General features: G+C 71.0%; 20 protein-coding genes and 1 pseudogene. 18 read left to right on the top strand and 3 right to left on the bottom strand.

What is annotated here, in order from left to right:
- Positions 1 to 48 precede the first annotated feature (48 nt).
- From VFZ92_RS26255 to VFZ92_RS26290, 8 genes and pseudogenes are all read left to right on the top strand, one after another.
- Positions 49 to 1,449 carry a class I tRNA ligase family protein gene (locus VFZ92_RS26255; RefSeq protein ID WP_414720022.1) on the top strand — a complete coding sequence of 467 codons (1,401 nt, stop codon included), beginning with the start codon at positions 49 to 51 and terminating at the stop codon, positions 1,447 to 1,449.
- Positions 1,446 to 2,807, top strand: coding sequence for a bifunctional tetrahydrofolate synthase/dihydrofolate synthase (gene folC, locus VFZ92_RS26260; RefSeq protein ID WP_330878705.1), 1,362 nt, complete (start codon positions 1,446 to 1,448; stop codon positions 2,805 to 2,807). The genes VFZ92_RS26255 and folC overlap by 4 nt, the downstream gene beginning before the upstream one ends.
- The gene (locus VFZ92_RS26265) at positions 2,804 to 3,193 is read left to right on the top strand and encodes a DUF4233 domain-containing protein (protein WP_330878706.1); all 390 of its coding nucleotides are present in this window, start codon (positions 2,804 to 2,806) and stop codon (positions 3,191 to 3,193) included. The genes folC and VFZ92_RS26265 overlap by 4 nt, the downstream gene beginning before the upstream one ends.
- A gap of 63 nt (positions 3,194 to 3,256) precedes the next feature.
- Positions 3,257 to 4,780, top strand: a complete 1,524-nt coding sequence (locus VFZ92_RS26270) for an alkaline phosphatase D family protein (protein WP_330878707.1) — start codon at positions 3,257 to 3,259, stop codon at positions 4,778 to 4,780.
- 142 nt (positions 4,781 to 4,922) lie between these two features.
- Entirely contained in the window at positions 4,923 to 6,185 is a 1,263-nt protein-coding gene (locus VFZ92_RS26275; RefSeq protein WP_330878708.1) for a hypothetical protein, read from the top strand.
- 112 nt (positions 6,186 to 6,297) lie between these two features.
- Positions 6,298 to 11,844 (top strand): pullulanase-type alpha-1,6-glucosidase, encoded by a 5,547-nt coding sequence (pulA, locus tag VFZ92_RS26280; RefSeq protein ID WP_330878709.1) that lies wholly within the window; start codon positions 6,298 to 6,300, stop codon positions 11,842 to 11,844.
- Positions 11,845 to 12,122: 278 nt separating this feature from the next.
- Positions 12,123 to 12,605 (top strand): MarR family winged helix-turn-helix transcriptional regulator, encoded by a 483-nt coding sequence (locus VFZ92_RS26285; RefSeq protein WP_330878710.1) that lies wholly within the window; start codon positions 12,123 to 12,125, stop codon positions 12,603 to 12,605.
- 131 nt (positions 12,606 to 12,736) lie between these two features.
- Positions 12,737 to 13,000: pseudogene (locus tag VFZ92_RS26290) on the top strand (MFS transporter); the annotation flags it as partial.
- Positions 13,001 to 13,105: 105 nt separating this feature from the next.
- Here VFZ92_RS26290 and VFZ92_RS26295 read toward each other — a convergent pair.
- Positions 13,106 to 13,786: a hypothetical protein gene (locus VFZ92_RS26295; protein WP_330878711.1), complete on the bottom strand. Its 681-nt coding sequence runs from the start codon at positions 13,784 to 13,786 to the stop codon at positions 13,106 to 13,108.
- A 105-nt stretch (positions 13,787 to 13,891) separates the two neighbouring features.
- On the opposite strand from VFZ92_RS26295, the gene ndk reads away from it, so the two are divergent.
- Positions 13,892 to 14,302: a nucleoside-diphosphate kinase gene (gene ndk, locus VFZ92_RS26300; RefSeq protein ID WP_330878727.1), complete on the top strand. Its 411-nt coding sequence runs from the start codon at positions 13,892 to 13,894 to the stop codon at positions 14,300 to 14,302.
- A 356-nt stretch (positions 14,303 to 14,658) separates the two neighbouring features.
- On the top strand, positions 14,659 to 14,973 hold the full coding sequence (locus VFZ92_RS26305; RefSeq protein WP_330878712.1) for a hypothetical protein: 315 nt from the start codon (positions 14,659 to 14,661) through the stop codon (positions 14,971 to 14,973).
- Between the two features lie 52 nt (positions 14,974 to 15,025).
- Here VFZ92_RS26305 and VFZ92_RS26310 read toward each other — a convergent pair whose 3' ends face one another.
- On the bottom strand, positions 15,026 to 15,616 hold the full coding sequence (locus VFZ92_RS26310; protein WP_330878713.1) for a GNAT family N-acetyltransferase: 591 nt from the start codon (positions 15,614 to 15,616) through the stop codon (positions 15,026 to 15,028).
- Positions 15,617 to 15,672: 56 nt separating this feature from the next.
- Between VFZ92_RS26310 and VFZ92_RS26315 the strand changes: the two genes are divergently transcribed.
- The 5 genes from VFZ92_RS26315 (at position 15,673) to VFZ92_RS26335 (ending at position 20,750) form a co-directional block, all read left to right on the top strand.
- Positions 15,673 to 16,608: an ABC transporter ATP-binding protein gene (locus tag VFZ92_RS26315; protein WP_330878714.1), complete on the top strand. Its 936-nt coding sequence runs from the start codon at positions 15,673 to 15,675 to the stop codon at positions 16,606 to 16,608.
- Positions 16,608 to 17,417 carry an ABC transporter permease gene (locus tag VFZ92_RS26320; protein ID WP_330878715.1) on the top strand — a complete coding sequence of 270 codons (810 nt, stop codon included), beginning with the start codon at positions 16,608 to 16,610 and terminating at the stop codon, positions 17,415 to 17,417. The genes VFZ92_RS26315 and VFZ92_RS26320 overlap by 1 nt, the downstream gene beginning before the upstream one ends.
- Positions 17,418 to 17,420: 3 nt before the next feature.
- A complete protein-coding gene (locus tag VFZ92_RS26325) occupies positions 17,421 to 18,266 on the top strand; it encodes an ABC transporter permease (protein ID WP_330878716.1) in 846 nt (281 codons plus the stop codon).
- A 65-nt stretch (positions 18,267 to 18,331) separates the two neighbouring features.
- A complete protein-coding gene (locus VFZ92_RS26330; RefSeq protein WP_330878717.1) occupies positions 18,332 to 18,745 on the top strand; it encodes a DoxX family protein in 414 nt (137 codons plus the stop codon).
- 34 nt (positions 18,746 to 18,779) lie between these two features.
- Positions 18,780 to 20,750 (top strand): TIGR03960 family B12-binding radical SAM protein, encoded by a 1,971-nt coding sequence (locus VFZ92_RS26335; RefSeq protein WP_330878718.1) that lies wholly within the window; start codon positions 18,780 to 18,782, stop codon positions 20,748 to 20,750.
- Between the two features lie 85 nt (positions 20,751 to 20,835).
- On the opposite strand, the gene VFZ92_RS26340 is transcribed toward VFZ92_RS26335, so the two are convergent.
- The gene (locus tag VFZ92_RS26340) at positions 20,836 to 21,714 is read right to left on the bottom strand and encodes a ferredoxin (RefSeq protein WP_330878719.1); all 879 of its coding nucleotides are present in this window, start codon (positions 21,712 to 21,714) and stop codon (positions 20,836 to 20,838) included.
- Positions 21,715 to 22,065: 351 nt separating this feature from the next.
- Here VFZ92_RS26340 and VFZ92_RS26345 point away from each other — a divergent pair, with 351 nt between their 5' ends.
- The 3 genes from VFZ92_RS26345 to VFZ92_RS26355 all read left to right on the top strand — a co-directional run bounded on the left by VFZ92_RS26345 (position 22,066) and on the right by VFZ92_RS26355 (position 26,073).
- On the top strand, positions 22,066 to 22,626 hold the full coding sequence (locus VFZ92_RS26345) for a sigma-70 family RNA polymerase sigma factor (protein ID WP_330878720.1): 561 nt from the start codon (positions 22,066 to 22,068) through the stop codon (positions 22,624 to 22,626).
- 17 nt (positions 22,627 to 22,643) lie between these two features.
- Complete coding sequence (locus tag VFZ92_RS26350) at positions 22,644 to 23,021, top strand: hypothetical protein (protein WP_330878721.1); 378 nt, start codon at positions 22,644 to 22,646, stop codon at positions 23,019 to 23,021.
- Between the two features lie 265 nt (positions 23,022 to 23,286).
- Positions 23,287 to 26,073 carry a LuxR C-terminal-related transcriptional regulator gene (locus VFZ92_RS26355; protein WP_330878722.1) on the top strand — a complete coding sequence of 929 codons (2,787 nt, stop codon included), beginning with the start codon at positions 23,287 to 23,289 and terminating at the stop codon, positions 26,071 to 26,073.
- The last annotated feature ends 79 nt before the right edge of the window (positions 26,074 to 26,152 follow it).

Raw genomic sequence — 26,152 nt, forward strand, 5'->3', positions numbered from 1 at the left:
AACATCCAGCCCTGGTGTATCTCGCGCCAGCTGTGGTGGGGCCACCAGATCCCGGCCTGGTACGGGCCGGACGGCACGATCTTCGTCGCCATGGACGAAGCCGAGGCGGCGGGGCAGGCGGTCAGCCACTACGGCGAGCCGGTCGCGCTGACCCGCGACGAGGACGTGCTGGACACCTGGTTCTCCTCGGCGCTGTGGCCCTTCTCGACGCTCGGCTGGCCGGAGCGCACGCCCGAGCTGGAGCGCTTCTACCCGACCAGCGTGCTCGTCACCGGCTTCGACATCATCTTCTTCTGGGTCGCGCGGATGATGATGATGGGCCTGCGCTTCATGGGCGACGTGCCGTTCTACGACGTCTGCATCCACGGCCTGGTGCGGGACGAGCGCGGCCAGAAGATGAGCAAGAGCAAGGGCAACGTCATCGACCCGCTCGAGCTGATCGACAAGTACGGCGCCGACGCGCTGCGCCTCACGATCCTGGCGAGCACCGCCCAGGGCCAGGACATCCGGTTCGCCGAAGGCCGCGTCCAGGGCTACCGCAACTTCGCCACCAAGCTGTGGAACGCGGCGCGCTTTTGCGAGCTGCAGGGCTGCGAGCTCGACCCAGGCTTCGATCCGCATGCATGCCGGCAGATCGTGAACCGCTGGGCGGTGGGCAAGCTCGCGCAGACGGCGGCGCGCACCCGCGCCAGCCTCGAGGACTATCGCTTCAACGAGGCGGCGAGCGCGCTGTACCACTTCACCTGGGACGAGTTCTGCGACTGGTACCTGGAGCTGGCGAAGGTCCAGATCGCCGAGGGCGGCGAGCGCGCCGAGGCGACCCGGTCCGTGCTCGGGCACGTGCTCGACGTCGTGCTGCGGCTGCTGCACCCGTTGACGCCGTTCATCACCGAGACGCTGTGGAAGACGCTGACCGGCGGTGAGTCGCTGGTGATCAGCGAGTGGCCGAAGCCGTCCGGCGCCGAGCGCGACGAGACCGCCGCCGCCAGGGTGGAGGGGCTCAAGAAGCTCGTCACCGAGATCCGCCGCTTCCGCTCCGACCAGGGCCTGCGCCCGACGCAGAAGGTCGCGGGCAAGGTGCGCGGCGCGTGCTGCGTCGACCTGGTCGACCAGGTGCCGTCGGTCAAGGCGCTGACCAGGATGACCGAGCCCGGCGACGACTTCGCCGTGTCCGCGTCGCTGGAGGTCGGCCTGCCCAAGGGCACCGTGACGGTCGAGCTGGACACGTCCGGCACGATCGACGTGGTCGCCGAGCGCAAGCGGATGACCAAGGACCTCGCGGTCGCGGAGAAGGAACGCGCGCAGTGCGAGGGCAAGCTGAACAACCCCGCGTTCACCGACAAGGCGCCCGCCGACGTCGTGGCCAAGATCCAGGCCCGCCTGGCGGCCGCGAACGCCGACATCGAACGCCTGAACGCGCGCATCGCGGCTCTGCCGGAGGCGAAGTGAGTTCCGACCCGGCGGCCCTGGACGCGCTCCGGGCCGTCGAGTCGGAGCTGAACAAGCGCTGGCCGGAGACGAAGATCGAGCCGTCGCTGGACCGCATCCGGGCGCTGACGCACGTGCTGGGCGACCCCCAGCACTCCTACCCGGTCATCCACATCACCGGGACCAACGGGAAGACGTCGACGTCGCGGATGGTCGACGCGCTGCTGACGCGCATCGGGCTGCGCACGGGCCGCTACACGAGCCCGCACCTCCAGCTCGCGACCGAGCGGATCAGCGTCGACGGCGAGCCGATCTCGCCGGAGCGGTACGTCGAGGTGTACCGGGACGTCGAGCCGTACCTGTCCCTGGTTGACGGTCAGCAGGACGTGCCGCTGAGCAAGTTCGAGGTCCTCACCGGCATGGCGTTCGCGGCGTTCGCGGACGCCCCGGTGGAGGCCGCGATCGTCGAGGTCGGCCTGGGCGGGGCCTGGGACGCGACCAACGTCGCGGACGGCCGGATCGCCGTGGTCACCCCGATCGGCGTCGACCACGTCGAGTACCTCGGCCCGGACGTCGAGGGCATCGCGCGGGAGAAGGCCGGGATCATCAAGCCCGGCTCCGTCGCCATCCTCGCCGAGCAGACCAACGAGGTCGCCCGGATCCTGATCGAACGGGCGACCGAGGTGGACGCCATGGTCGCCCGTCAGGGCCTGGAGTTCGGGGTCCTGGACCAAGCCGTGGCCGTCGGCGGGCAGGTGCTGAAGCTCCAGGGCCTCGGCGGTGTCTACGACGAGGTGTTCCTGCCGCTGCACGGCGCGCACCAGGCGTCCAACGCGTCGCTGGCGCTCGCCGCGGTCGAGGCGTTCTTCGGCGCCGGCAAGGACCAGCCGCTCGACGTCGAGGCCGTCCGCGAGGCGTTCGCCTCCGTCACCTCGCCCGGCAGGCTGGAGCGCGTGCGCTCCGCGCCGACCGTCCTGGTCGACGCCGCGCACAACCCGCACGGCGCGGCGGCCCTCGCCGCCGCGCTGCGCGACGAGTTCGGCTTCCGCAAGCTCGTCGCCGTCGTCGGCGTGATGGACGACAAGGACGCGGCGGGCATCCTCGCGGCGCTGGAGCCGGTGGTCGCCGAGATCGTGGTGACCAGCAACTCCTCGCCGCGCGCGATGGACGCGGACACGCTGGGCGACCTCGCGATGGAGGTGTTCGGCGAGGAGCGGGTGTTCGTCCAGCCCTCGCTCGCCGACGCCGTGGAGGAGGCCGTCATGCGCACCGAGGAGGACGACGAGGAGGGCGTGGTGTCCGGAGGCGGAGTGATCGTCACCGGGTCCGTCGTCACGGCCGGTGAAGCCCGCGCGCTGTTCGGCAAGGAGCCGTCATGACCACCCCACCGGTGAAGCCCCCGCCGAAGGACCCGATGAAGGCGTTCCGCGGCATCACCGCGGGCACGCTGATCATCGAGGTGATCGTGGTCGCGCTGGCGCTGCCGGTGATCGCCAAGCTCGGCGGCGGCTTCAGCACGGCGGCGGGCGTGCTGGCGTTCGTCCTGATCGCGGGCCTCATCGCCACGTGCGCGCTGCTCAAGCACCCCTGGAGCTTCTGGCTGATCGTCGGACTGCACGTCGTGATGGTCGCGTCGTGGTTCGCCCTCACCGCCCTCGGCGCCGTCGGCGTCGTGTTCAGCCTCGTGTGGGCGTGCGTGTTCTGGATGCGCCGCGACCTCGCCAAGCGCATGGCCGAAGGCCGCCTGCCGAGCCAGCAGGTCTGAGGGTTCACCCGGCGGTCAGCCGGTGTTCGGCCGCCGGCGGTGTTGACGGGCTAGAACACCGGCATGACCGATGAGCGGGCGGTGAACCGGCGGACGCTGCTGCGCGCCGGTGGACTCGGTGTCGCGGGTGTGTTCCTGCCCGGTGCGGCGCTGGCGCGGACGGGCAGGCCGGTCCTGACGCACGGTGTGCAGTCCGGCGACGTGACCACCGACGGCGCCGTGGTGTGGACGCGGGCCGACCGGCCGTCGCGCATGGTCGTCGAGGTGGCCACCGACCCGTCGTTCCGGCACTCCCGGCGCGTGCGCGGGCCGCTGCTGACCCCGGACACCGGCGGCACCGGCAAGCTGCGGCTCGGCCACCTCCCGGCTGGCCGCCAGGTGCACTACCGGGTCGTCGCCGAGGACCTGGACGGCCGCGCGCGCGGTGAAGCCGTGACGGGCTCGTTCCGCACCGCGCCCGTCGGCCGCCAGGACGTGCGCTTCACCTGGTCCGGCGACGTCGCGGGCCAGGGGTGGGGCAGCAACCCCGACCTCGGCGGGATGCCGATCTTCGGCGCGATGGCCGCGCGCGACCCCGACTTCTTCCTGCACAGCGGCGACACCGTGTACTCCGACGGCCCGCTGCTCCCGCGGGTCGTGCTGCCCGACGGCCGGGTCTGGCGCAACGTCGTGACCCCGGAGAAGTCCAAGGTCGCCGAGACGCTCGACGAGTACCGCGGCCAGTTCGCCTACAACCTGCTCGACCCGGCGTTCCGGGAGTTCGCCGCGCGGGTGCCGGTCGTGGTGCAGTGGGACGACCACGAGGTCACCAACAACTGGTACCCCGGCGAGGTCCTCGACCTGCCGCAGTACACCGAGAAGCGGGTCGACGTGCTGGCCGCGCGGGCGTTCCGGGCGTTCCACGAGTGGCAGCCGATCGACCCCCGCCGCGCCGTCGACGGCCGCGTGTACCGGAAGTTCTCCCACGGCGCGCACGTCGAGGTGTTCGTGCTGGACATGCGCAGCTACAAGGACGCGAACACCGCGCCCCGCGACGGCGTCGGCCACGTCCTCGGCGAACGCCAGGCGCGGTGGCTGGTCGACTCGCTGGCCCGCAGCCGGGCGACGTGGAAGGTCGTGGCCGCGGACCTGCCGATCGGGCTGACCGTGCCGGACGGCGTCGACGTCGAGGGCGTCGCCAACGGCCTGCCCGGCGCGCCCGGCGGCCGTGAGCACGAACTCGCCGGTGTGCTGCGGGAGGTCAAGCGGCGCGGGGTGCGCAACGTCGTGTGGCTGACCGCGGACGTGCACTACACCGCCGCCCACCACTACTCGCCGGACCGCGCCGCCGTCGGCGACTTCGACCCGTTCTGGGAGTTCGTGTCCGGTCCTCTGCACGCGGGGGCGTTCGGTCCCAACGCGCTCGACCCCACGTTCGGGCCCGAGGCCGTGTTCGTGCACGCGCCCCCGTCCGCGAACACCTCACCGCTGGACGGGTTCCAGCACTTCGGGGAGGTCGCCGTCGACGGCCGCAGCGGTGAGTTCACGGTGTGGCTGAGGGACGCCACCGGACGTTCCCTGTGGACGAAGACCCTGTCCCCCCGCTGATCAGCACGTGATCCGGGGGTTGTCCACCGGTTGCACGGACCTTCGGTGTCGATTTCACGAAAACCGCACCGCCCCAACGGGAAGGCGATCCTCGTGGGCTGAACCCCTGCCCCTTCCCGGAGCGGGCACATAGGGTGTTCGGGTGCCCATCGCGTTCGACACCACCGGTTTTCAGCAGCACGACCAGACCACCTGGTTCAACCCCTCGACGAACGACCAGGTGAGCCTGAGCTACTTCGAACAGGTGCCCGACCTGCCCGCCGCGCTCGACGACGTCACGTCGCTGCGGCACGGGCTCGCGCACCTGACCAGCGAGGTGGGCTGCTTGGTCGAGGCGCACGTCGTCCACCTGGGACAGGTGCCCGCGCTGCTCCAGATCGTGAAGCTGCCCATCCCGAACCAGCCGAGCGGGCAGGCGTTCCTCGCCTCGTTCACGGTGCCCAGGGCGAACGCGAGCGCGGTGCTGAAGTTCCAGGCCGTCGAGCAGGGCGTGACCGGTGTGCGCGAATCGGTGCTCATGTCGCAGGTCGGGTTCGACAACTGGTTCCAGCCGCACCCGTACGCGGTCGACGTGCAGGGGAAGCTGCCGTTCCACGTCGGCGACGACCCGCGCTGGGACGCGCAGTTCCCGCAGCACCCGCTGTCGCGCGCCCGCGCGTGGGCGCACCACGTTGCGCGGACCGGTCACGTCGACCCGCGCTTCGCCGCGCTGCCGGACTTCGCGCCGTCACCGGAGGTCGGCGCCACGCTGACGACCGTCGTGCCCGGTCTGCCGATCGGCGGCTACCTGCCGCTGTGGATGGACGACGACGACGTCAGCTACTGGCGGATGAGCGACCCCGGCACCGTGCTGAACACCCTGGGCAAGGGGGCGCTGGCCCGCACCCCGGTCCTGGAGAACAGGTTCCGCGACCTCGTCGCGCTCGACCCGGCCAGTTCCACGATCATGCTCACCGACCGCTACCGCGACGACAGCGGCGGCGTGTCCGGTTCGGCGACGCCGCTGGTGCGGGTCGCCGAGGGCGAGGCCCGTGCGGCGGTGACCGCCGAGACGGTGCTGGAGGCGTTCCGCTGGGTCGGCCTGGCCTCGGAGGCGGCGGCGGACCGCGGCGAGTACGTCGCCGTCGAGGCGGGCGGCATCACCCACCGCGAGAAGCCGTACGTGCTGATGGTCGTGCGGCAGCACAACGGCCAGCGGATCTCGGTCGTCGAGACGTCCCCGGTGCCGGACGAGGCGCCGATCTGGCACGACCAGCTGGTCCACGAGGCCGCGACCGGTCAGACCATGAGCGGCCCGGCGACCCCGGAGACCATTCGCGGTGGTGGCCTGCTCGCCATGTACGCCACGACCACGTGGGACGTCCACCCGTCGCGGCTGGCCCTGTCGTTCGGTCCGATCCCGTAGTCGCAAGTATTTGCAGCCCATCGGCGCTTGTTGGACCAATCCTGTCGTGGTGAGGTGCAGTCGCTCGGCTTTTGTCCGGGCGCTTGCAAGTTCTTGCGACAAGGAGGTCGCCGTGCGCCGCGTCTTCGCTGCACTGGTGTCGTTGCTGCTCATCCCGTTGGTGCCGGTGGTTTCCGCCGCGGCGCCCGCGGTGTCCCGGTTGGCGATCGGAGCAGTGGGGGACGTCGCGGCGGGCGTTCGGAGCGGTGATCAGCGGCTCGCGCGCAACGCCTTGCGGGACGACCTGGCGGGGGAGCGGTTCTACTTCGTCATGCCCGACCGGTTCGCGAACGGCGACCCGCGCAACGACCGCGCGGGACAGCCGGACGACCGGTTGAAGTCGGGCTTCGACCCGTCCGACAAGGGCTTCTACCACGGCGGTGACCTGGCCGGACTGCGCGACAAGCTGGGCTACCTGGACGGCATGGGGATCACCGCGATCTGGATGACCCCGATGTTCGCGAACCAGTGGGTGCAGGGCGGCGGCGCCGACGCCTCCGCCGGGTACCACGGCTACTGGACCACCGACTTCACCCGGCTCGACCCGCACTTCGGGACGACGCGGGAGATGAAGCAGCTGATCAAGGACGCGCACCGGCGTGGCATCAAGGTGTTCTTCGACATCGTCGCCAACCACACCGCCGACGTGATCGACTACGCCGAGGGCAAGCGCGAGTACGTGAGCACCGGGGCCGCGCCCTACCTGGACGAGGACGGCAGGCCGGTCGACATCAAGGCGCTCGCAGGCTCCGAGGACTTCCCCGAGCTGGACGCCGCGAGGTCCTTCCCGTACACGCCGGTCGCGAAGCCGGGCGTGCGCAAGACCCCGGACTGGCTCAACGACCCGACGCTCTACCACAACCGCGGCGACTCGACGTTCAGCGGCGAGTCCAGCGAGTACGGCGACTTCTCCGGTCTCGACGACCTGATGACGGAGAACCCGAGGGTCGTCAACGGCATGAAGGACATCTTCACCAGCTGGATCGACACCCTCGACATCGACGGCTACCGGGTCGACACGGTCAAGCACGTCAACATGGAGTTCTGGCAGGCGCTCGCGCCGCACGTGAAGGCCTACGCCGCCCGCAAGGGCAAGGACGACTTCTTCGTGTTCGGCGAGGTCTTCAGCTCCGACCCGGCGCTGACCTCGGCCTACACCACGACCGGCGGGATGCAGGCGAGCCTGGACTTCCCGTTCCAGAGCGGCGCGGTGAACTTCCTGGCGGGCAAGGGCGCCGCACGGCTCGGCGAGGTGCTGCTGGCCGACGACCAGTACACCGACGCCGACTCCAACGCCTCCTCGCTGCCCACCTTCCTCGGCAACCACGACATGGGCCGGGTCGCGTGGATGCTGCGCACCGAACGGCCGGGCGTCGGCGAGGAGGAGCTGCTCGACCGGCTCGAACTCGGCAACGCGCTGATGTACCTGTGGCGCGGCAACCCCGTCGTCTACTACGGCGACGAGCAGGGCTTCGCGGGCGGCGGCGGTGACAAGCTCGCCCGGCAGGACCTGTTCGCCAGCAAGACCCCGGAGTACGCGGCGGAGGAGCTGATCGGCAGCGACCGCACGGGCGCGCAGGACAACTTCCGCACCGACTCGCCGCTCTACCGGCAGCTGGCGTCGCTGGCGGAGTTCGTCGACGGCGACCCGGTGTGGCGCGGCGGCAACCAGGTGCTCCGGTACGCCGAGGGCGACGTGGTGGCGTTCAGCCGCATCGCCGCCGCCGAGCAGACCGAGCACGTGGTGGTCGCGAACGCCGGGCTCGCCGAGACGACCGTGGACGTGCCGGTGGCCGCCTCGGCGTTCCGCGCGGTGTGGCCCACGACCGGCGCGGGCCCGACGCGGGTGGACGGCAAGGTGCGGGTGACCGTGCCGCCGCTGTCCGCGCTGGTGCTCAAGGCGACCGGGAGGCTCCCCGCCTCGGCGTCGACCCCGACGCTGGTCGCGCCGCCGGTCGGAACCGTGCTCGACCAGCGGGTCGAGCTGAGGGCCGACGGGATCACGTCGCCGTTCGCGCAGGCCAGCTTCGCCGCCAAGGTCGAGGGCTCGCGGGAGTGGACGGCGCTCGGCACCGACGACGCTGCGCCGTACCGGGTGTTCGCGGACCTCTCGACGCTGCCGGGCGCGGCCGTGGGCAAGGAGGTGGAGCTGCGGGTCGTCACCGAGGACGCCGCCGGACGGCTCGGTGCCGACGGCGCGACCGTGACGCTGGCCGCCGCGCCGCCCCTGGAGGAACCCGGTGGCGCGCAGAGCCCTGACTGGCTGGTCGTGCACTACAACCGGCCCGCGGGCGACTACGACGGCTGGGGCCTGCACGTGTGGGGCGACGTCGTGGACGCGCCGACCTGGGACGCGCCCCTGCCGTTCGCCGGGGAGACCGGGTACGGCCGGTTCGCGTGGGTGAAGCTCAAGCCCGGCGCGCGGTCGGTCGGGTTCATCGCGCACAAGGGCGACGAGAAGGACACCGACGGGGACCGGGTCGTCGACCCCGGCGTGACGCCGCAGGTGTGGCTCGGGCAGGGGAGGCCGACCGTGTTCTCCTCGGAGGTCGCCGCGACCGGACAGGCCGTCGTCCACCACTCCGGCGACACCACGGGGCTCGTCGCGCGGGTCGGAGGCGTCGACACGCCGTTCGAGGGTGGCGTCGCGCGCATCCCGGCCACCGCCCCGGTCGAGTTCTCCCTGGTCCGGAACGGGACCACCGAGGTCACCGGCCGCAACGCCGGTTCGGTCTGGGTCAGCGGCGGCAGGGTGTTCACCTCGCTCGCCGCGGCCGAGAACCGGGCCGTCATCCACTACCACCGGCCGGACGGCGACTACACCGACTGGACGCTGTACCACTGGACGGGGTCGCTGGAGCCGAGCCCCGGCTGGAACCAGTCGCGGGTGCCGGACGGGTCGGACGGGTTCGGCGCGTACTGGTCGGTCCCGCTGGCGCCGGGAGCGCCCGGCCTGAGCAACATCATCCACCGCGGTGACACCAAGGACCCCGGAGCGGACCAGTTCCTGGACGTGGCGGGCACCGGGAACGAGGTGTGGTTCGTGTCCGGCTCGGCCAAGGCGGACGGCTCCGCCTCCTACGTGCTGCCCCCGTCCACCGCGCCCGCCGCGGACGACGACCTGACCAAGTCCAAGGCCGTCTGGGTCGGCGAGGACCTCGTGGTCTGGGACGTGCCCGCGGTCTCGACCGACGGCTACCAGCTCCGCTACGGCGACCGCCAGTCCCGGATGGTGCCCGACGCGACGCCCGTGCCCGCGAAGTTCCCGCACCTCGCCGGGAAACCGGTGTTCCGGGTGCTGTCGTCCGATGTGGACAGCGCGGTGCGCGAGCAGCTCTCGGCCGTGCACGTCGACCCCTCCGGCGCGATCCGGCACCGGACCGGCGTGCAGATCGCGGGCGTGCTGGACGACCGGTACGCCGCCGAGGCCTCGAAGCTGACCTACGGGCCGACGTTCGCGAACGGCAGGGCGAGCGTGCGGCTGTGGGCGCCGACGGCGAGGTCCGTGAGGCTGCGGCTGTTCAACACCCCGTCCGGCGAGCCGACCCGCGTGCTGGACCTGCGCCGCGACGCCGCGTCCGGCTCGTGGTCGCTGTCCGGGGACTGGAAGGACCGCTACTACCAGTTCGAGGTGACCGACGCCCGCCGCACGGTCGTGGTGACCGACCCGTACTCGGTGGCGCTGTCGGTGGACTCGACGCACTCGCAGTTCGCCGACCTGGCCGACCCGCGCACCATGCCCGCCAACTGGACCCGCGACGTCGCCAAGGGGCTGGACGGCGACCCGACCGAGCACGGCATCACCGAGCTGCACGTGCGGGACTTCTCCATCGGCGACCAGACCGTCCCGTCCGACGCGCGCGGCACGTACAAGGCGTTCACCCACGCGCGGTCGACCGGCATGACGCACCTGCGGGAGCTGGCGAAGGCGGGCATGGACACCGTGCACCTGCTGCCGACGTTCGACATCGCCACCATCCCCGAGCGCCGCGCCGACCAGCAGGCCCCCGCGTGCGACCTGGCCTCGCTGCCGCCGGACTCCCCGGCGCAGCAGGGGTGCGTGGCCGCGACCGCCGCCCGCGACGGCTTCAACTGGGGCTACGACCCGTTCCACTACGACGTGCCCGAGGGCTCGTACGCGACGGCCGACGCGCAGACCGGCTGGGCCCGGTCGAAGCAGTACCGCGAGATGGTGAAGTCGTTGCACGACAACGGCAACCGGGTCGTGGTCGATGTCGTGTACAACCACACGGCCGCCGCCGGTGACGCGGCGGCGTCCGTGCTGGACAAGGTCGTGCCCGGCTACTACCAGCGCCTCGACGCCGACGGCTCGATCGCGAACTCCACGTGCTGCTCGAACACCGCGCCGGAGAACGCGATGATGGGCAAGCTCGTCGTCGACTCCGTCGTGCGGTGGGCCAGGCTGTACAAGGTGGACGGGTTCCGCTTCGACCTGATGGGCCACCACCCGAAGGACAACATCCTCGCCGTGCGGGCCGCCCTGGACGCGCTGACCGTCGCCCGCGACGGCGTGGACGGCAAGAAGATCCGCGTCTACGGCGAGGGCTGGGACTTCGGCGAGGTCGCGGGCGACGCGCGGTTCGTGCAGGCCACGCAGGCGAACATGGCGGGCACCGGCATCGGCACGTTCAGCGACCGCCTGCGCGACGCGATGCGCGGCGGTGGCCCGTTCGACGACGACCCGCGCGTGCAGGGCCTCGGCTCCGGTCTCGCCGGTGACCTGAACGCCTCGCCGAACAACGGCGACGTGCCCGCCAGGCTGCTGAACTACAGCGACCTGGTGAAGCTCGGCATGGCGGGCAACGCGGCCGACTTCCGGTTCCGCTCCACCGCCGGCCCGGACACCACCGGCCGCCAGGTGGACTACAACGGCTCGCCCGCCGGCTACACGGCCTCGCCGTCGGAGGCCATCACCTACGTCGACGCGCACGACAACGAGACCCTGTACGACGCGCTCGCGTTCAAGCTGCCGCCGACCACGTCGATGGCCGACCGCGTCCGCATGCAGAACGTCGCCCAGGCGCCGGTCCTGCTCGGCCAGGGGCAGCCGTTCATGCTGGCGGGCAGCGAGTTCCTGCGGTCGAAGTCGTTGGACCGCAACAGCTACGACTCCGGCGACTGGTTCAACCGCTACGACCCGTCGCTGCGCGGCAACGGCTTCGGCGCGGGCCTGCCGCCCGCGCCGGACAACGAGGCCAAGTGGCCGTACTCCCAGCCGCTGCTGGCGGACCCGGCGCTGCGCCCGTCGCCGGCGGACCAGCGCACCGCGCTCGACAACACCCTGGAACTGCTGCGCGTCCGCAAGTCCTCGCCGCTGTTCACGCTCAACGACGCCGCTCTCGTCCAGCGGAAGCTGAGCTTCCCGGCGGCCGACCCCGGCATCGTGGTGGCCCACCTCGACGACACCGCGGGCCCGGACGTCGACCCGGCCCGCCGAGGCGTCCTGGTGATCGTCAACCCGTACCCCGCGCCCCGGCCGATCGCGCTGCCCGGCGCGGACTGGTCCGCGCACCCGCTGAGCACGGACGCGAAGTCCACCGGGATCAGCGGCGGCACGGCCACGGTGCCCGGCCGGTCGGTGGTGGTGCTGGTGCGGTGAAACCCCTGTTGACCTGCGGTCCGGTGAGGGTGGGGAGTTCGGGGGGAGTCGGGTCGCCACCCCGGTGACGAGGTGGACCGCGCGGAGGTGTCCACGCGGTCCACCCGCGTGGACGACCGTGGGACCGCGCCGGATCCCGACAACTCCACCCGCGCCGCCCCGGCCTGCCGCGTTCCTGGCCGGGCAGTGCCGTGCGGACCACCGCTGAAACCGATGGTCGTCAGAACGTTCCGCCCGCGAATAGTTCCGCTCTGGACGATTAGGCGTACGATAAGGGCATGACCTCGAAGAACGTCGACCTCCTCATGCTGCTGAAGGTCACCGGTCACGCGCTGGAGACCGAGTTGGCGGCGCGGCTCGCGGCGGTCGGTGTCACGCCGCGCGCCCAGTGCGTGCTGACCAACGCGCTCACGGGGGAGCGCACCCAGAGCGAGCTGGCCGAGCTGTCGAACCTCGACAAGACCACGATGGTCGTGACGATGGACGCCCTGGAGAAGGCCGGGCTGGCCGAGCGGCGGCTGTCGAGCACGGACCGGCGCGCGCGGATCATCGTGGTGACCGACGAGGGGCGCGAGGTCGTGGACAAGGCCCGCCGGGTGGTCGAGGAGCTGTACGCCGACGTGCTGGGGTCGTTGCCCGCCGGGCAGGCCGATGTGCTGGTCGACGCGCTGTCGGCGCTGGTCGGGGGTCGGTTGGCGGAGAAGGTGGAGTGCGACAACCCGCCGCGGCGGCGTGCGGTGAAGTCTGTGGTTCATCAGTAGATAGTCCTGTTCGGAACTATCTGCTGCGGTCGCTTCTGGCGGACCAGGGGACCCACCCATGACCGGCACCACCCGACGACCCGGTTGACCCGAGATGGCTCGCGCTCGTCGTCCTGCGCTCCGGAATGCTGATGACCGTGCTGGACCAGACGATCGTGAACGTGGCGTTGCCCGCGGTCCAGGCCGACCTCGGCTTCACCTCCGCCGGGCTCGCGTGGATCGTGAACGCCCTGATCGCCTTCGGCGGTCTGCTGCTGCTCGCGGGCCGCCTCGGCGACCTGATCGGCCACCAGCGCGTGTTCGTGCTCGGCCTGGTCGTGTTCACCGCCGCGTCCCTGCTCCGCGGCCTCTCGACGACGCCCGAGATGCTCGTCGTCGCCCGCTTCGTGCAGGGGGTCGGCGGCGCGCTGTCCACGGCCGTGGCGCTGGTCATCGCCGTGACGGTCGTCCGCCCCGTCGCGGTCACCGCCGACGCGCCGCGGCCGGTGGCCTTCCACCAGCTAGTGCTCGGTCAGCTCCTCGCGGGAGAGGACCTCGTCGTCGCGGACGATCTCGAACTTCCGGTCCGCGGCGCCGATCACCTTCAGGAAGCCGGGAGGCGTGTCCACGACGTAGTACTCGCGGGTGCCGCTGGTCGTCTCGACGCGCTCCAGCGGCACCCACGGCGTCGCGACCACGGCGGCCGTGGTCAGGGCGGTCACGACCACCAGGACACCGGACCGGCGCAGCAGGAACGTGATCGGGTCGCGCAGCCGCGGGTGCCGGTGCGCCCGTTCCAGCAGCACCAGCACGGCGGCCAGCGCGACCGCCCCGACGGGCACCCACCAGCGGTGGTAGGTCTTCACGTGCGAGACCAGCAGCGCCACCAGCACGACCATGAGCAGCGCCCCGCCGAAGCGCATCCGCTTGCCGTCCGCGCGGTTCGCCACCAGGTACAGGAAGGTGAACGGCAGCGCCAGGATCAGCAGCACGCTGCTGATCCGCGTGTCCGCCATGAACGTGCCGAGGAACAGGCCGGGCGCGTCGTCGAGGTCGAGGGTGTGCAGGAGCGCGAAACAGGTGTGCCAGTCGTAGTGCGACACGGCCAGCAGCCTCAGCAGCACGAACAGCACGGCGGCACTGGTCAGCACCGAGCCCGCGTGGCTCTTGGCGGGCTCGGTCTTCTCCGGCTCGGTCGTCACGGCGAGCACTATCCCATCGGGACGCGCGGAGACCGGTCGCTACCCTGTGCGTGGCCCCCGTGTCACGGGTTCGGCCATTCCCCGTACGAAGGAGTACAGACGGCCGTGTCTGAGCGCACCCTGGTCCTGGTCAAGCCCGATGGCGTCAGCCGTGGTCTCGTCGGCGAGGTGATCGCCCGCATCGAGCGCAAGGGCCTGAGCCTGGCCGCACTCGAGCTGCGGACCGTCGACCGCGCCACCGCCGAGCAGCACTACGCCGAGCACGACGGCAAGCCGTTCTTCGGCGACCTCGTCGAGTTCATCACCGGCGGCCCGCTGGTCGCGATCGTCGTCGAGGGCACCCGCGCGATCTCGGCGTTCCGCCAGCTCGCCGGCGGCACCGACCCGGTCGAGAAGGCCACGCCGGGCACGATCCGCGGCGACTTCGGCCTGGAGGTCCAGTTCAACCTCGTGCACGGCTCCGATTCGCCCGAGTCGGCCGAGCGCGAGATCAAGCTCTGGTTCCCGGCTCTCTGAGCTGATCGCTCCGACGGCCCGGACCGCATTGCGGTCCGGGCCGTCGTGCCGCGCGGCCACTTCGCGTTCCGACGCCGTGGTTCACGGGTGCGCGCTGTGCCGGGGCCGTTCGGCGGCGTCACGGGTTCGGTGCGATCGTCGAGGTCGTGGCAGGTGTCCACCGCGGACGACGCCCCGTCGGGCGTGTTCGGCCCTCATCGTCGTTCAGGCGGATCTCATTGTTCGTTCATCCTCGGCTCAAGGCGGTGAACAACAGCGAGACAGCCCGTCCCTCGAATTCGCGTGACACAGTCGGTGTGGCACCGCTCCCCAGTGGACGAGCGGTGTACCGCAACCGCGGAACGAGGGGAGGTTCCATGCGCGCGTTCAGAACTGTGGCTCGGGGGATCGCCACCACCGGTGTCGCTCTCGCGGTCGGCACCGCACCGGCGGTGGCGCACACCGTGAGCTCGCCCGACCACCCCCACGGCGGCACGACCACCACCAGCGTGGACGACTGCGCGTCCTACCTGGGGGCTCGCGGGTACGCGGTCGGCGACGGCGTCCGCACGTCGTGCCGCAACGCCGCCGACGGCAGCTTCTACGGCCACGCACTGTGCTGCACGGGTCTCGTCGGTCTCGGGGTGCGGCAGGACCACGCCAACGCCGCGTGCGTGGTCGCCTCGGCCTGAGCGTCGAGAGGTCCGGCTCCGCCGAGCCCCCCGCACGCCGTGAGGTCCCACCTCACGGCGCGCGCCTGCGGGACGACGACCCGTTGCCGCCCGGCGTCGAGCCGCGCAGTTCGACGTGCGGCGCGTGTCCCAGCGGCAGGTGCATGCGGACCGAGTCGAAGCGCTGGTCGCCGACCGCGATGGAGTTCGGCAGCCTGCCCCACTCCCGGAACCCCAGCTCCTCGTACAGCTCGATCGCCCCGAGGTTGTTGCCGCGCACGCCCAGGTACAGCACCTCCAACCCCGCTGACCGGGCGTTCTCGACGATCGCCGCCACCACGGTCCGGCCCAGGCCGAGGCCGCGAGCGGCCGGGTGGGCCGTGACCTTGCCCAGCTCGGCGCAGTTCTCGAACACCTTCGCCGGGTCGCGCCGCCACGACGCCGTCGCCCGCACGACGCCGTCGACGCGCGCCACCGCGAGCGCCGCGTCGCCCGCCCGGACGCGGGTCAGCACGTCGTCCAGCCACGCGTCGGTGCCCGCCCGGTCCGGGGGTGACTGCCAGCCGATCGCGCCGCCCGCGGCCACGACCGCGTGCAGCACCTCGTGCACCTCGCGCCGCAGCCCCTCGTCGGCGTCCTTCGGCCAGTCCAGGTCGATTTCCACGTGGTGAGGCTAAAACCCCTCAGGAATTGTCGGTCCCCCCGGATAAGGTCGATCACGTGACCACTGCCGAGCCGCTCCTCGTCCGGGCCCACGGGTTGACCAAGCACTTCGGCGACTTCGAGGCGGTGCGGGGCATCGACGTGGAGGTGCGCCGGGGGGAGGCGTTCGGCTTCCTCGGGCCCAACGGGGCGGGCAAGTCGTCCACGATGCGGATGATCTCCTGCACGTCGCCGCGCACGGGCGGCGAGCTGTCGGTGCTGGGCCTCGACCCGAACACGCAGGGTCCGCTGATCCGCGCGCGGCTCGGGGTGGTGCCGCAGACGGACAACCTCGACACCGAGCTGACGGTGCGGCAGAACCTCCAGACCTACGGCCGGTACTTCGGCCTCTCCCGCGCGGAGGCCCGTGGGAAGGCGACCGAGCTGCTGGAGTTCGCGCAGCTCGTCGACCGGGCCGACCACGAGGTGGAGCCGCTGTCGGGCGGCATGAAGCGCAGGCTGACGATCGCCCGCTCGCTGATCAACGACCCCGACCTGCTGCTGCTCGACGAGCCGACGACGGGCCTCGACCCGCAGGCCCGCCACCTGCTGTGGGACCGGCTGTTCCGGCTCAAGCAGTCCGGCGTCACGCTCATCATCACCACGCACTACATGGACGAGGCGGAGCAACTCTGCGACCGGCTCGTCGTCATGGACGGCGGCAAGATCGCCGCCGAGGGCTCGCCCAGCGAGCTGATCAGCCGCTACTCGACCCGCGAGGTGCTCGAACTGCGGTTCGCGCCCGGCGAGCAGGAGGCCGTCGTACCGTCGGTGGTCGACCTGGCCGAGCGGATCGAGGTGCTGCCGGACCGGCTGCTGCTCTACACGAAGGACGGTGAGGGGGCGTTGAACGCCGTGCACGGGAGGGACGTGCGCCCGCTGTCGAGCCTGGTGCGCCGCAGCTCGCTGGAGGACGTCTTCCTCCACCTCACCGGCCGCACGTTGGTGGACTGATGGAGACGATCCCGAGCCGCTCCACCGGCGTCGTGCTCAACCCGGTGCGCGCGGTCCTGATCGGCGTCGAGAAGCACTGGACCTGGTACCGGCGCAACTGGCGGGCGACGGCCATCTCCAGCTTCCTGCAACCCGTGCTGTTCCTCGTGGCCATGGGCTTCGGCTTCGGCTCGCAGGTCCAGCCGGGCGAGGCGACGGGCGGCCAGACCTACCTCGTGTACCTCGCGCCCGCGCTGGTGGTCGTGACGGCGGTGCAGAACGCGACGTGGGAGTCGACCTACGCGGTGCTGTCCGCGTTCATCTGGCAGAAGTCGTACTGGGGTGCGGTCGTGACACCGGTGACGCCCGCGCAGATCTGCTACTCCCAGCTGACCTGGATCGCGTTCCGCCTGGTCAGCAGTGCTGCGGTGTTCCTGGCGGTCGCGGCGGCGCTCGGCGCGGTCAGCGGTCCGGGGGTGCTGCTGGCGCTGCCGTTCGCGGTGCTCGCGGGCCTCGCGTTCGCCGCGCCCGTGGTCGCGTTCTCCGCGACGCGCGAGACCGCCGAGGGCTTCAGCGGCCTGTTCCGGTTCGTGGTCATCCCGATGACGCTGTTCACCGGCGCGTTCTTCCCGATCTCGCAGCTGCCCGAGTGGCTGCGGCCGGTCGCGTGGATCACCCCCGTGTGGCACGGCGTCGAGCTGGCCCGCGGGGCCACGTTCGGCACGCTGCGGCTGCTCCCGGCCCTCGGCCACGTCGGGTACCTGGTGGCGCTGACGGCGGTCGGGGTCGTGCTGGGCCGCAGGTACTTCCAACGCAGGCTGGCGGTGTAGACGGTGACGCAGACGGTCGACCAGAAGAGCGCGGAGCCCCGCCCCGGCGGCGGGCTGGCGTTCCGCATCGTGCCGCCCGGCCTGTACGCGGGCCGCGCGAGCGTGCTCGTGGAGCGCGCGTTCCTCGTGTACCGCCGCGCGTGGCTGTCGTTCGTGTCCGGTTTCTTCGAGCCGCTGTTCTTCCTGCTGTCGCTGGGGTACGGGTTCGGCAGGCTGGTGTCGGAGGTCGAGGGCCCCGGCGGCCACCTGATCAGCTACCCGCTGTTCGTCGCCCCCGCGCTGCTCGCCGCGTCCGCGATGAACGGCGCCGTGTTCGACTCGACCTACAACGTCTTCTTCAAGTTCAAGTACGGCAAGCTCTACGACGCCATGCTCGCCACCCCGATGGGCCCCCTGGACATCGCGATCGGCGAGATCTCCTGGGCGCTGCTGCGCGGCGGCATGTACTCGGCGGCGTTCCTCTCGGTCATGCTCGGCATGGGCCTCATCGCCTCGCCGTGGGCTCTGCTCGCCCTGCCCGCGTGCCTGCTGGTCGCCTTCGCGTTCGCCGCCGTCGGCATGGCCGCGACGACCTTCATGCGCTCCTGGCAGGACTTCGACCTGGTGCAGCTCGCGGTGCTGCCGCTGTTCCTCTTCTCCACGACGTTCTTCCCGCTGTCGGTCTACCCGCCGCTGCTCCAGACCGTCGTCACCTGGACGCCGCTCTACCACGCGATCGAACTGCTCCGGGGGCTGACGACCGGGATCGTCGGCTGGGGCATGCTCGGCAACGTCGCCTACTTCGCCGTCATGGCCGCCGGGGGCCTGGTCGTGGCCGCCAGGAGGTTGGGCACGCTGCTGCTGAAGTGAGGTGGCGGGTTCGGGGGACCGGTCGAATACTTGACCCCCGAGCGTGCTCCCTCCCGGAGGTCGTCATGGACGTCATCGCACTGATCGGCCGCATCCTCTTCGTCGCGATCTTCCTGGGCTCCTCGATGGCCCACTTCACCCAGGCCGAGAGCATGGGCGCCTACGCCGAGTCCAAGGGCGTCCCGTCCGGGAAGCTCATGACCCTGGCCTCCGGCGTGCTCATGGTCGTGGGCGGTCTGATGGTCCTGCTCGGTGTGTGGGCCGACCTCGGTGCCCTGCTGCTCGTCGCGTTCCTGCTGCCCACGGCCTTCCTGATGCACGCGTTCTGGAAGGAGACCGACCCGATGGCCAAGCAGGTCGAGATGACCCAGTTCATGAAGAACGTCTCCATCTCGGGCGGCGCGCTGGTGTTCGTCGCCCTCTACGCCGGGCACGCCCAGGACCTGGGCCTGACGATCACCGGGCCGCTGTTCGGTTAGTCCCCCCGGATGGATGCCGTTACCCTGGTTCCCCGTGACGGTCGAGTCGGTCTTCCCCGTGTTGGAACCCCTGCTGCCCAGGGTCTCGAAGCCCGTGCAGTACGTCGGGGGCGAGCTGAACGCGACGGTCAAGGACTGGGACAGCGCGGCCGTCCGCTGGGCGCTCATGTACCCGGACGCGTACGAGGTCGGGGTGCCCAACCAGGGCGTCATGATCCTGTACGAGATCCTCAACGAGCTGCCGGACGTGCTCGCCGAGCGCACCTACGCGGTGTGGCCGGACCTCGAAGCCCTGATGCGCGAGCACGGCGTCCCGCAGTTCACCGTCGACGGGCACCGCCCGCTCGGCGCGTTCGACCTGATGGGCATCAGCTTCGCCACGGAGCTGGGCTACACGAACATGCTGACCGCGCTCGACCTGGCGGGCATCCCGCTGCACTCGGTGGACCGCACCGACGAGCACCCGATCGTCGTGTCGGGCGGGCACGCCGCGTTCAACCCGGAGCCCATCGCGGACTTCATCGACTGCGCCGTGCTCGGCGACGGCGAGGAAGCCGTCCTGGAGATCACGGACATCGTCCGCGCGTGGAAGGCCGAGGGCAGCCCCGGCGGGCGCGACGAGGTGCTGACCAGGCTCGCCGAGACCGGCGGCGTGTACGTGCCGCGCTTCTACGACGTGGAGTACCTGCCGGACGGCCGGATCCAGCGCGTGGTGCCGAACCGCGAGCGCGTGCCGTACCGGGTGTTCAAGCGGACCACGATGGACCTGGACGCGTGGCCGTACCCGAAGCAGCCCCTCGTGCCGCTCGCCGAGAGCGTCCACGAGCGGATGAGCGTCGAGATCTTCCGCGGCTGCACCCGCGGCTGCCGGTTCTGCCAGGCCGGGATGATCACCCGACCGGTGCGCGAGCGCTCGATCGAGGGCATCGGCGCCATGGTCCAGCGCGGGCTGGAGGCGACCGGGTTCGAGGAGGTCGGCCTGCTGTCGCTGTCCAGCGCCGACCACTCGGAGATCGCCGAGATCACCAAGGGCCTCGCGGACCGCTACGAGGGCACCAACACCGGCCTGTCGCTGCCGAGCACCCGCGTCGACGCGTTCAACGTCGACCTGGCGAACGAGCTGTCACGGGGTGGCCGCCGGTCCGGCCTCACGTTCGCGCCCGAGGGCGGCAGCGAGCGGTTGCGCCGGGTGATCAACAAGATGGTGTCCGAGGAGGACCTCATCCGGACGGTCGGCACGGCGTTCGCGAACGGCTGGCGGCAGGTGAAGCTGTACTTCATGTGCGGCCTGCCGACCGAGACGGACGAGGACGTGCTCCAGATCGCCGAGATGGCGAAGAACGTGATCCGCACGGGTCGCGAGGTCAGCGGCCGCAAGGACATCCGCTGCACCATCTCCATCGGCGGGTTCGTGCCCAAGCCGCACACGCCGTTCCAGTGGGCGCCGCAGTGCGACCCGGACACCGTGGACAGCAGGCTGGCGAAGCTCCGGGCCGCGATCAACTCCGACCGCAGCCTGGGCCGCAACATCGGCATGCGCTACCACGACGGCAAGCCGTCGCTGATCGAAGGACTCCTGTCGCGCGGCGACCGCCGCATCGGCAGGGTCATCGAGCGCGTGTGGCGCGAGGGCGGCCGGTTCGACGGCTGGTCCGAGCACTTCTCCTACTACCGCTGGGTCAACGCGGCCGAGGCGGAGCTGCCCGCGTTCGGCGTCGACCTCGCCTGGTTCACCACGCGTGAGCGCGAGGAGCTGGAAGTCCTGCCCTGGGACCACCTGGACTCGGGCCTGGACAAGGAGTGGCTCTGGGCCGACTGGCAGGACGCGCTGGACGAGCGGGAGCAGGACGACTGCCGCTGGACGCCGTGCTTCGACTGCGGCGTCTGCCCCGCGATGGGCACCGACATCGAGGTCGGGCCGACGGGGCGCACCCTGCTGCCGCTGACGCCCGTCGGTGGAGGGTCCCCGGTGCGCAACCCGGCCCTCACCACACTGACCGATTAGGACACCGGACCGGTAGCGCGGGAAAGCCCTGGCGCGCCGCCGGTATCGGTTGTCCGGCCACTGTGGACGGACGTGGTCCGGTCGCTCACTCGACGACGCGGGTCATCTTGATGGCGCGCGTCGGGCACGCGTGCGCCGCGGCCTCGACCAGCGGCGTCTGCGAGGCCTCGGGGTTCTTCGCGTACCGCAGGCGCCCGTCCTCCAGCAGCCTGAACACCTTCGGCGCCTGGGACGAGCAGATCCCGTAGTGGTGGCACCGCTGGTGGTCGACGCTGACGGCGATCTTGTCCTTCACCTCGGTGCGGATGGTCGCCGACTTCGGGTCGCGCGGGTCCACGACGGGTGCGGGCTCCTCCGGCGCGGGGGAGTGGTCCACGACCACGTGGGGTGTGTCCACCAGACCGATGCGCGCGAGGTGCTCGGGCGGCAGGAAGCGCAGGATCGTCAGCGTGATCGCGGGCGCGAGCAGGGTGATCCCGCCCAGCCACAGCGTGGACACCGAGCCGTTGGCCGCCGCGCCGAGCCACGAGTGCATGGCGACGAGCCACACGCCCACGTAGGAGAAGCGGTGGAAGTCGACCCACTGCGAGGTCTCCAGGACGCGGTGCAGGCCCGCGGTGATCGCCACGGCGATCATCAGCTCCAGCCCGACGATGCCGAGCGCGTGCCTGGCGAGGCCGCCGTCGACGAACGGCAGGACCACCTGGAGGAAACCGAGGCCGCCCGAGTCGAGCAGCAGGAACGCCAGCCCGTGCGTCAGGCCGGTGGCGAGCGTGAAGGTGGCCAGCACGATGTGCCCACCGCGCAGTGCCTGTCTGCCCGTCAACCGGTGGACCCAGCCGGTGGCCGTGAGCACGCCCCAGCACAGCGTCAGGCACATCGCGACGTAGGCCATTCGCGCGGACAGCGCGGAGACGGCGCGGACGCCCGCGTCGTACGAGGTGGCCGCTACAACCGTTTGCACGATGTGAGCGTTCATAACATTCCCCCGACAAGGTCTAGATCGTTTTAGCGTGCGGCCCGATAAGTACTACGAACCGGCGTCGGAGTGGTTCGATCAAGTAGTCTATCCTGCCAGTGACCTGCATCACAGTACTCTTGCGTAACTCCCTTCGAACTCCCGCTCTAGCCCCTAGAACTCTGTCGATGTCTTTCCGAAAGATACTGTACCGAAGTTTTTATCAGAGATTTGGATTGCCATCTAGCGTGCCGTACGATCCTGTTGTATCAATTAGATCGCAGGTGTGCTTCCGGTCGCCGAATGGAGACTGGGGCGCTCCATCCGCCGCTGGGACTCCGGGAGGTTGGTTTCTCCATGAATGCGCTGGGTGGAGCCTTGGTGGACCCTCGTCGGCCCGTCGGGAACGGCACCTCCGACAAGCGTGCCGAAGAGCTGGTCACCGAGCTCTACGGCGAGTTCAGGGGAGCGTTGTTCGCACACGTCCTCGGGCTCACCGGACATGATCGTCAATGGACCGAAGACGTCGTCCAGGAGACCTTGATCAGGGCGTGGCAGAACTCCGAAACGCTGGTTCGGGACCCGCGGATGCTGCGGGGATGGCTACTGACAGTCGCCCGCCGGATCGTGATCGACGGCTGGCGCACGCGGCAGGCCAGGCCGCAGGAGGTGGAGTTGACCTCGCCGGACAGCATGGAGGCTCCGGACGAAACGGATCAGGCCCTCTCACTCATGGTAATCACGCAGGTGATCGGCAAGCTGGGCGAGGAACACCGGGCCGCGATCTACGAAACGTACGTGCGCGGTCGGACGATCAAAGAGGCGGCACTCGCCCTGGGGATTCCCGAGGGCACGGTGAAGTCCCGCCTGTACAAGGCCATGCAGATTCTTCGCGGCGCTTTGCGCGAGCGAAGCTGACACAGGGGGGCGGGCCGATGTCGACACATTCCGACGTCGCCGCGTACATGCTCGGCGTCCTCGACGAGGGCGCCGAGCTCGCATTTAACGACCATCTGGTCGACTGTGTCCGTTGCCAGCGGGAACTCGTCGAATTCCAGGCAATTCCGCACATTCTCACGCGGGCCGAGCAATTCGGACTGTTGGCACGGCGAATTCCAGCCCCGAGCGATTCGGGCGGACGGCGGTTCGAGGACCGCGGTGTGCCGGTTCGGGGCGTGCTGCTCGTCGTGGCGAGCCTGCTGCTCATGGCCGTGGTGGCGGCGCTGACCACGTCCGCACCGGTCAGCTCCGGAACGCTCCCGGCCGACAACCACCTCTCGCACGCCTCGTCGGTGTCGCGGTCGTGGGTCTGACCCACCGCCCGATCGCGCCGTACCGCCGATCGGCCTACAACGTCCTGGCGCCAAGTCTCGCTCACCGGGACGGCCACGTCTCTACGGTGGGTACCGAAGGAAATTCAGATCAGTCCCGGCGCGGGCTCTCGGTACCGAAGGACGACCGGACCACCCGGTCTGGACACATGCCATACGGTGGTGCTCCCCGCTCCCACGGCCTCGCGCGCCCCCTGCCGGGCGCCGCAGATCGGAGCCCCGAGTGACATCTCCGGTGCCCGCATGGGTGGTCCACAGACCCGTGCTCGTCCCCGCGGCGCAGACGACGTGCCTCGGCCGCGAAGCCGAACTGCGCACCATGCGAGCCCTGCTCACGAAGGTGGCCGTCGGCCGGTCGGCGATCGTCACGATGACCGGGGAACTCGGCGTCGGGAAGTCGGTGCTGTTCGACGCCACCGCGGAACTCGCCAGGAGCATGGGGTTCACCGTCGCCGTCGGGCACGGGGCCCGGCTGGAGACCCACCTCGACGGCGGTGTCATCCGCCAGCTCGCCGACGACCTGGACGGCGAGGACGTCGACCTCCGCCCCGACCGCGTCTCGTCGCTGGAGGCGTTCTACCGGCTCGTCCGCCGGGCCGCGGAGAAGCGGCCGGTCCTCATCATCGTGGACGACATCCACGTCAGCGACATCTGGTCGATGCGGTCCATGGCCTACATCCGCCGCCGGACCACCGACCAGCCCGTGCTCATCATGCTCGGCTCCACCACCGGCCACCCGCCCGCGGGCGAGGTGTCGCTCCAGGAGCTGACCGGGTGCAGCGCCGAGACGGTCGTCCTCGAAGGACTCGACGTCCGCGGCGTCACCGAACTGCTCAAGGCGAACACCGCCGCTCCCGTCCACGCCGACCTCGCCGCCGCCTGCTTCGACGTCAGCAAGGGCAACCCGTACCTGCTGCACTCCATGCTCGGCGCGCTGCGCGCCCGCTTCGGCGGCGAGATCGGCGCGGTCACCCCGGCCGAGGTCCGCGAGCTGGCCGCCCCCGACATCGGCGAGCAGCTCCGCGTCCGCCTGCGACCGCTGCCCGGCTGCGCCGAACTCGTGCGCGCGGTGGCGGTCCTGGGCGACGAGGCCACCGTGGACATGGTCGCCGCGATGTCCGGAGTGGACTACTCCCAAGCGCTGCGCGGCCTGGACGCGTTGGTGCGCTTGAGGATCCTCTGCAACAGCCACACGGTGTCCTTTCGCCACCCGTTCGTCCGCAACGCCGTCCTGCGCGACCTGCCGGTCGCCACGCGCGCCGCCGACCACGCCCGCGCCGCGACGCTGCTCGCCGACGCCGACGCGCCGGACGTGCAGGTCGCCGCCCACCTGCTCCAGGCGCGCGGCATCCGCGTCACCTGGGGGCTGGACGTGCTCCGCCGCGCCGCCCGCGACGCCGCCCACAACGGCGACCTCGACCACGCGCTCGCCCTCCTCGAACGCGTGCTGGACGAACCGCTCACCCCCGACGAGCGCCTGGCCGTGCAGCTCGAACTCGTCCACGTCGAGTTCCTCGGCGACTCGGCCAAGGGCATGGCCCGGCTGCGCGAGGCGCTGGCGCACGCCGACGACGTCCGCTCCGCGGTGGGCCAGGCCGTGACCATGCTGCTGCGCGCGTGCACCGCCCACGAGGCCCGGCTCGCCCTCTCCATCGGCCTCCAGGTGCAGTCCCGGCTCAGCTCCCAGGAGAAGGACGAGCTGTGGGAGCTGCGCGCGATGTGCTACCTCGCGGCGGCGGGCAACGACCTCGGCCTCGCGCTGCGCGCCAGCCTGTTCACCGACGAGCTGGAGTCGGAGAAGCCCGACGCCCCCCGGCTCCGCCAGCTCCACTCGGTGATCATGTCCCTCGGTCACGCGCTGCGCGGCGACTCGGCGCTGGAGGCCGTCCGGTACGCCGACGAGGCGCTCGCGGGCGACCGCATGGACGTGTTCGTCCAGCCGTTCGTGTTCACCCTGTCGACGTGCTTCCTGGTCGACGCGCCCGAGCTGTCGGACAAGTTCCGCCGCATGATCGGCAGCACCTCCGAGCCCCACGACTTCCACCTGCGCAAGGGCACCGTCGTGTCGCTGGCGCACGGCATGGACTTCCTCGCGGCGGGTGAGCTGATCAGGGCCAAGACGTTCCTCAAGTGGCAGATGCGGCTCTTCGAGGAGCTGGGCGCCGTCCAGGACTGCCCCATGGCGATCCTCTGCGCCGCCCGCCTCACCGAGGTGCTGGTCGACCTCGGACGCGCCGACGAGGCCCGCGACCTGCTCGCCCGCAGCGGCTTCGCCGGTGAGCTGCCCGAGCTGTTCCAGCACAACCTGGTGCTCTACTCGCGCGGCAAGCTCAAGCACGCGACCGGCGACCACGAGGGCGCCCTCGCCGACCTGCTGGAGTGCTGCCGAAGGCTGGAGGCCTCAGCCGTCGACAGCCCCGCCGTGATCCCGTGGCGAGCGCTGGCCGTCCGCGTCCACCTGGCGCTCGGGCAGCGCGAGCCGGCCGCCGCTCTGGCCAAGGAGGACCACGAGATGGCCCGGCAGTGGGGCACGCCCAGGTCGATGGGCACCGCCCTGCTGTCCATCGGTCTGAGCGCCGACGACGAGGAGGCCGCCACGAGGGCGCTGCTGAAGGCCACCGAGTTCCTGGCCGAGTCGACCGGCAAGCTCCAGCTCGCCGAGGCGTTCTTCGAACTCGGCGCCCAGCTCCGCAGGCGCGGCCAGCCCGAGCGGGCCATCCCGTACCTGCGCCGGGCCGTCGAGCTGAGCGCCAAGTGCGAATCGCAGCCCCTCATCCGCCTGGCGGGCGACGAGCTGCGCGCGTGCGAGCCGGTCACCGCGGAGGGCACGGTCCACGGCCTCACCAAGCAGGAGACCCGCGTGGCGGGCATGGCGGCCCAGGGCCTGACCAACCGCCAGATAGCCGAGGCCCTCTTCCTCACCCGCCGAACCGTCGAGCTGCACCTGTCCGGCGCCTACCGCAAGCTCGGCATCACCGGCCGCACCGACCTGCCGGAAGCCCTCAGCCAGCACCGCACGCCCCCACCCGCCTGACGGCCGGGAACCCGCACGCCTAGTGGCCCTACGTCGGCACGCACCCGCCTGCCTGACGGCCGGGAACCCGCACGCCTAG

The organism is Umezawaea sp. (genome assembly GCF_036375055.1).
Taxonomy (GTDB): domain Bacteria; phylum Actinomycetota; class Actinomycetes; order Mycobacteriales; family Pseudonocardiaceae; genus Umezawaea.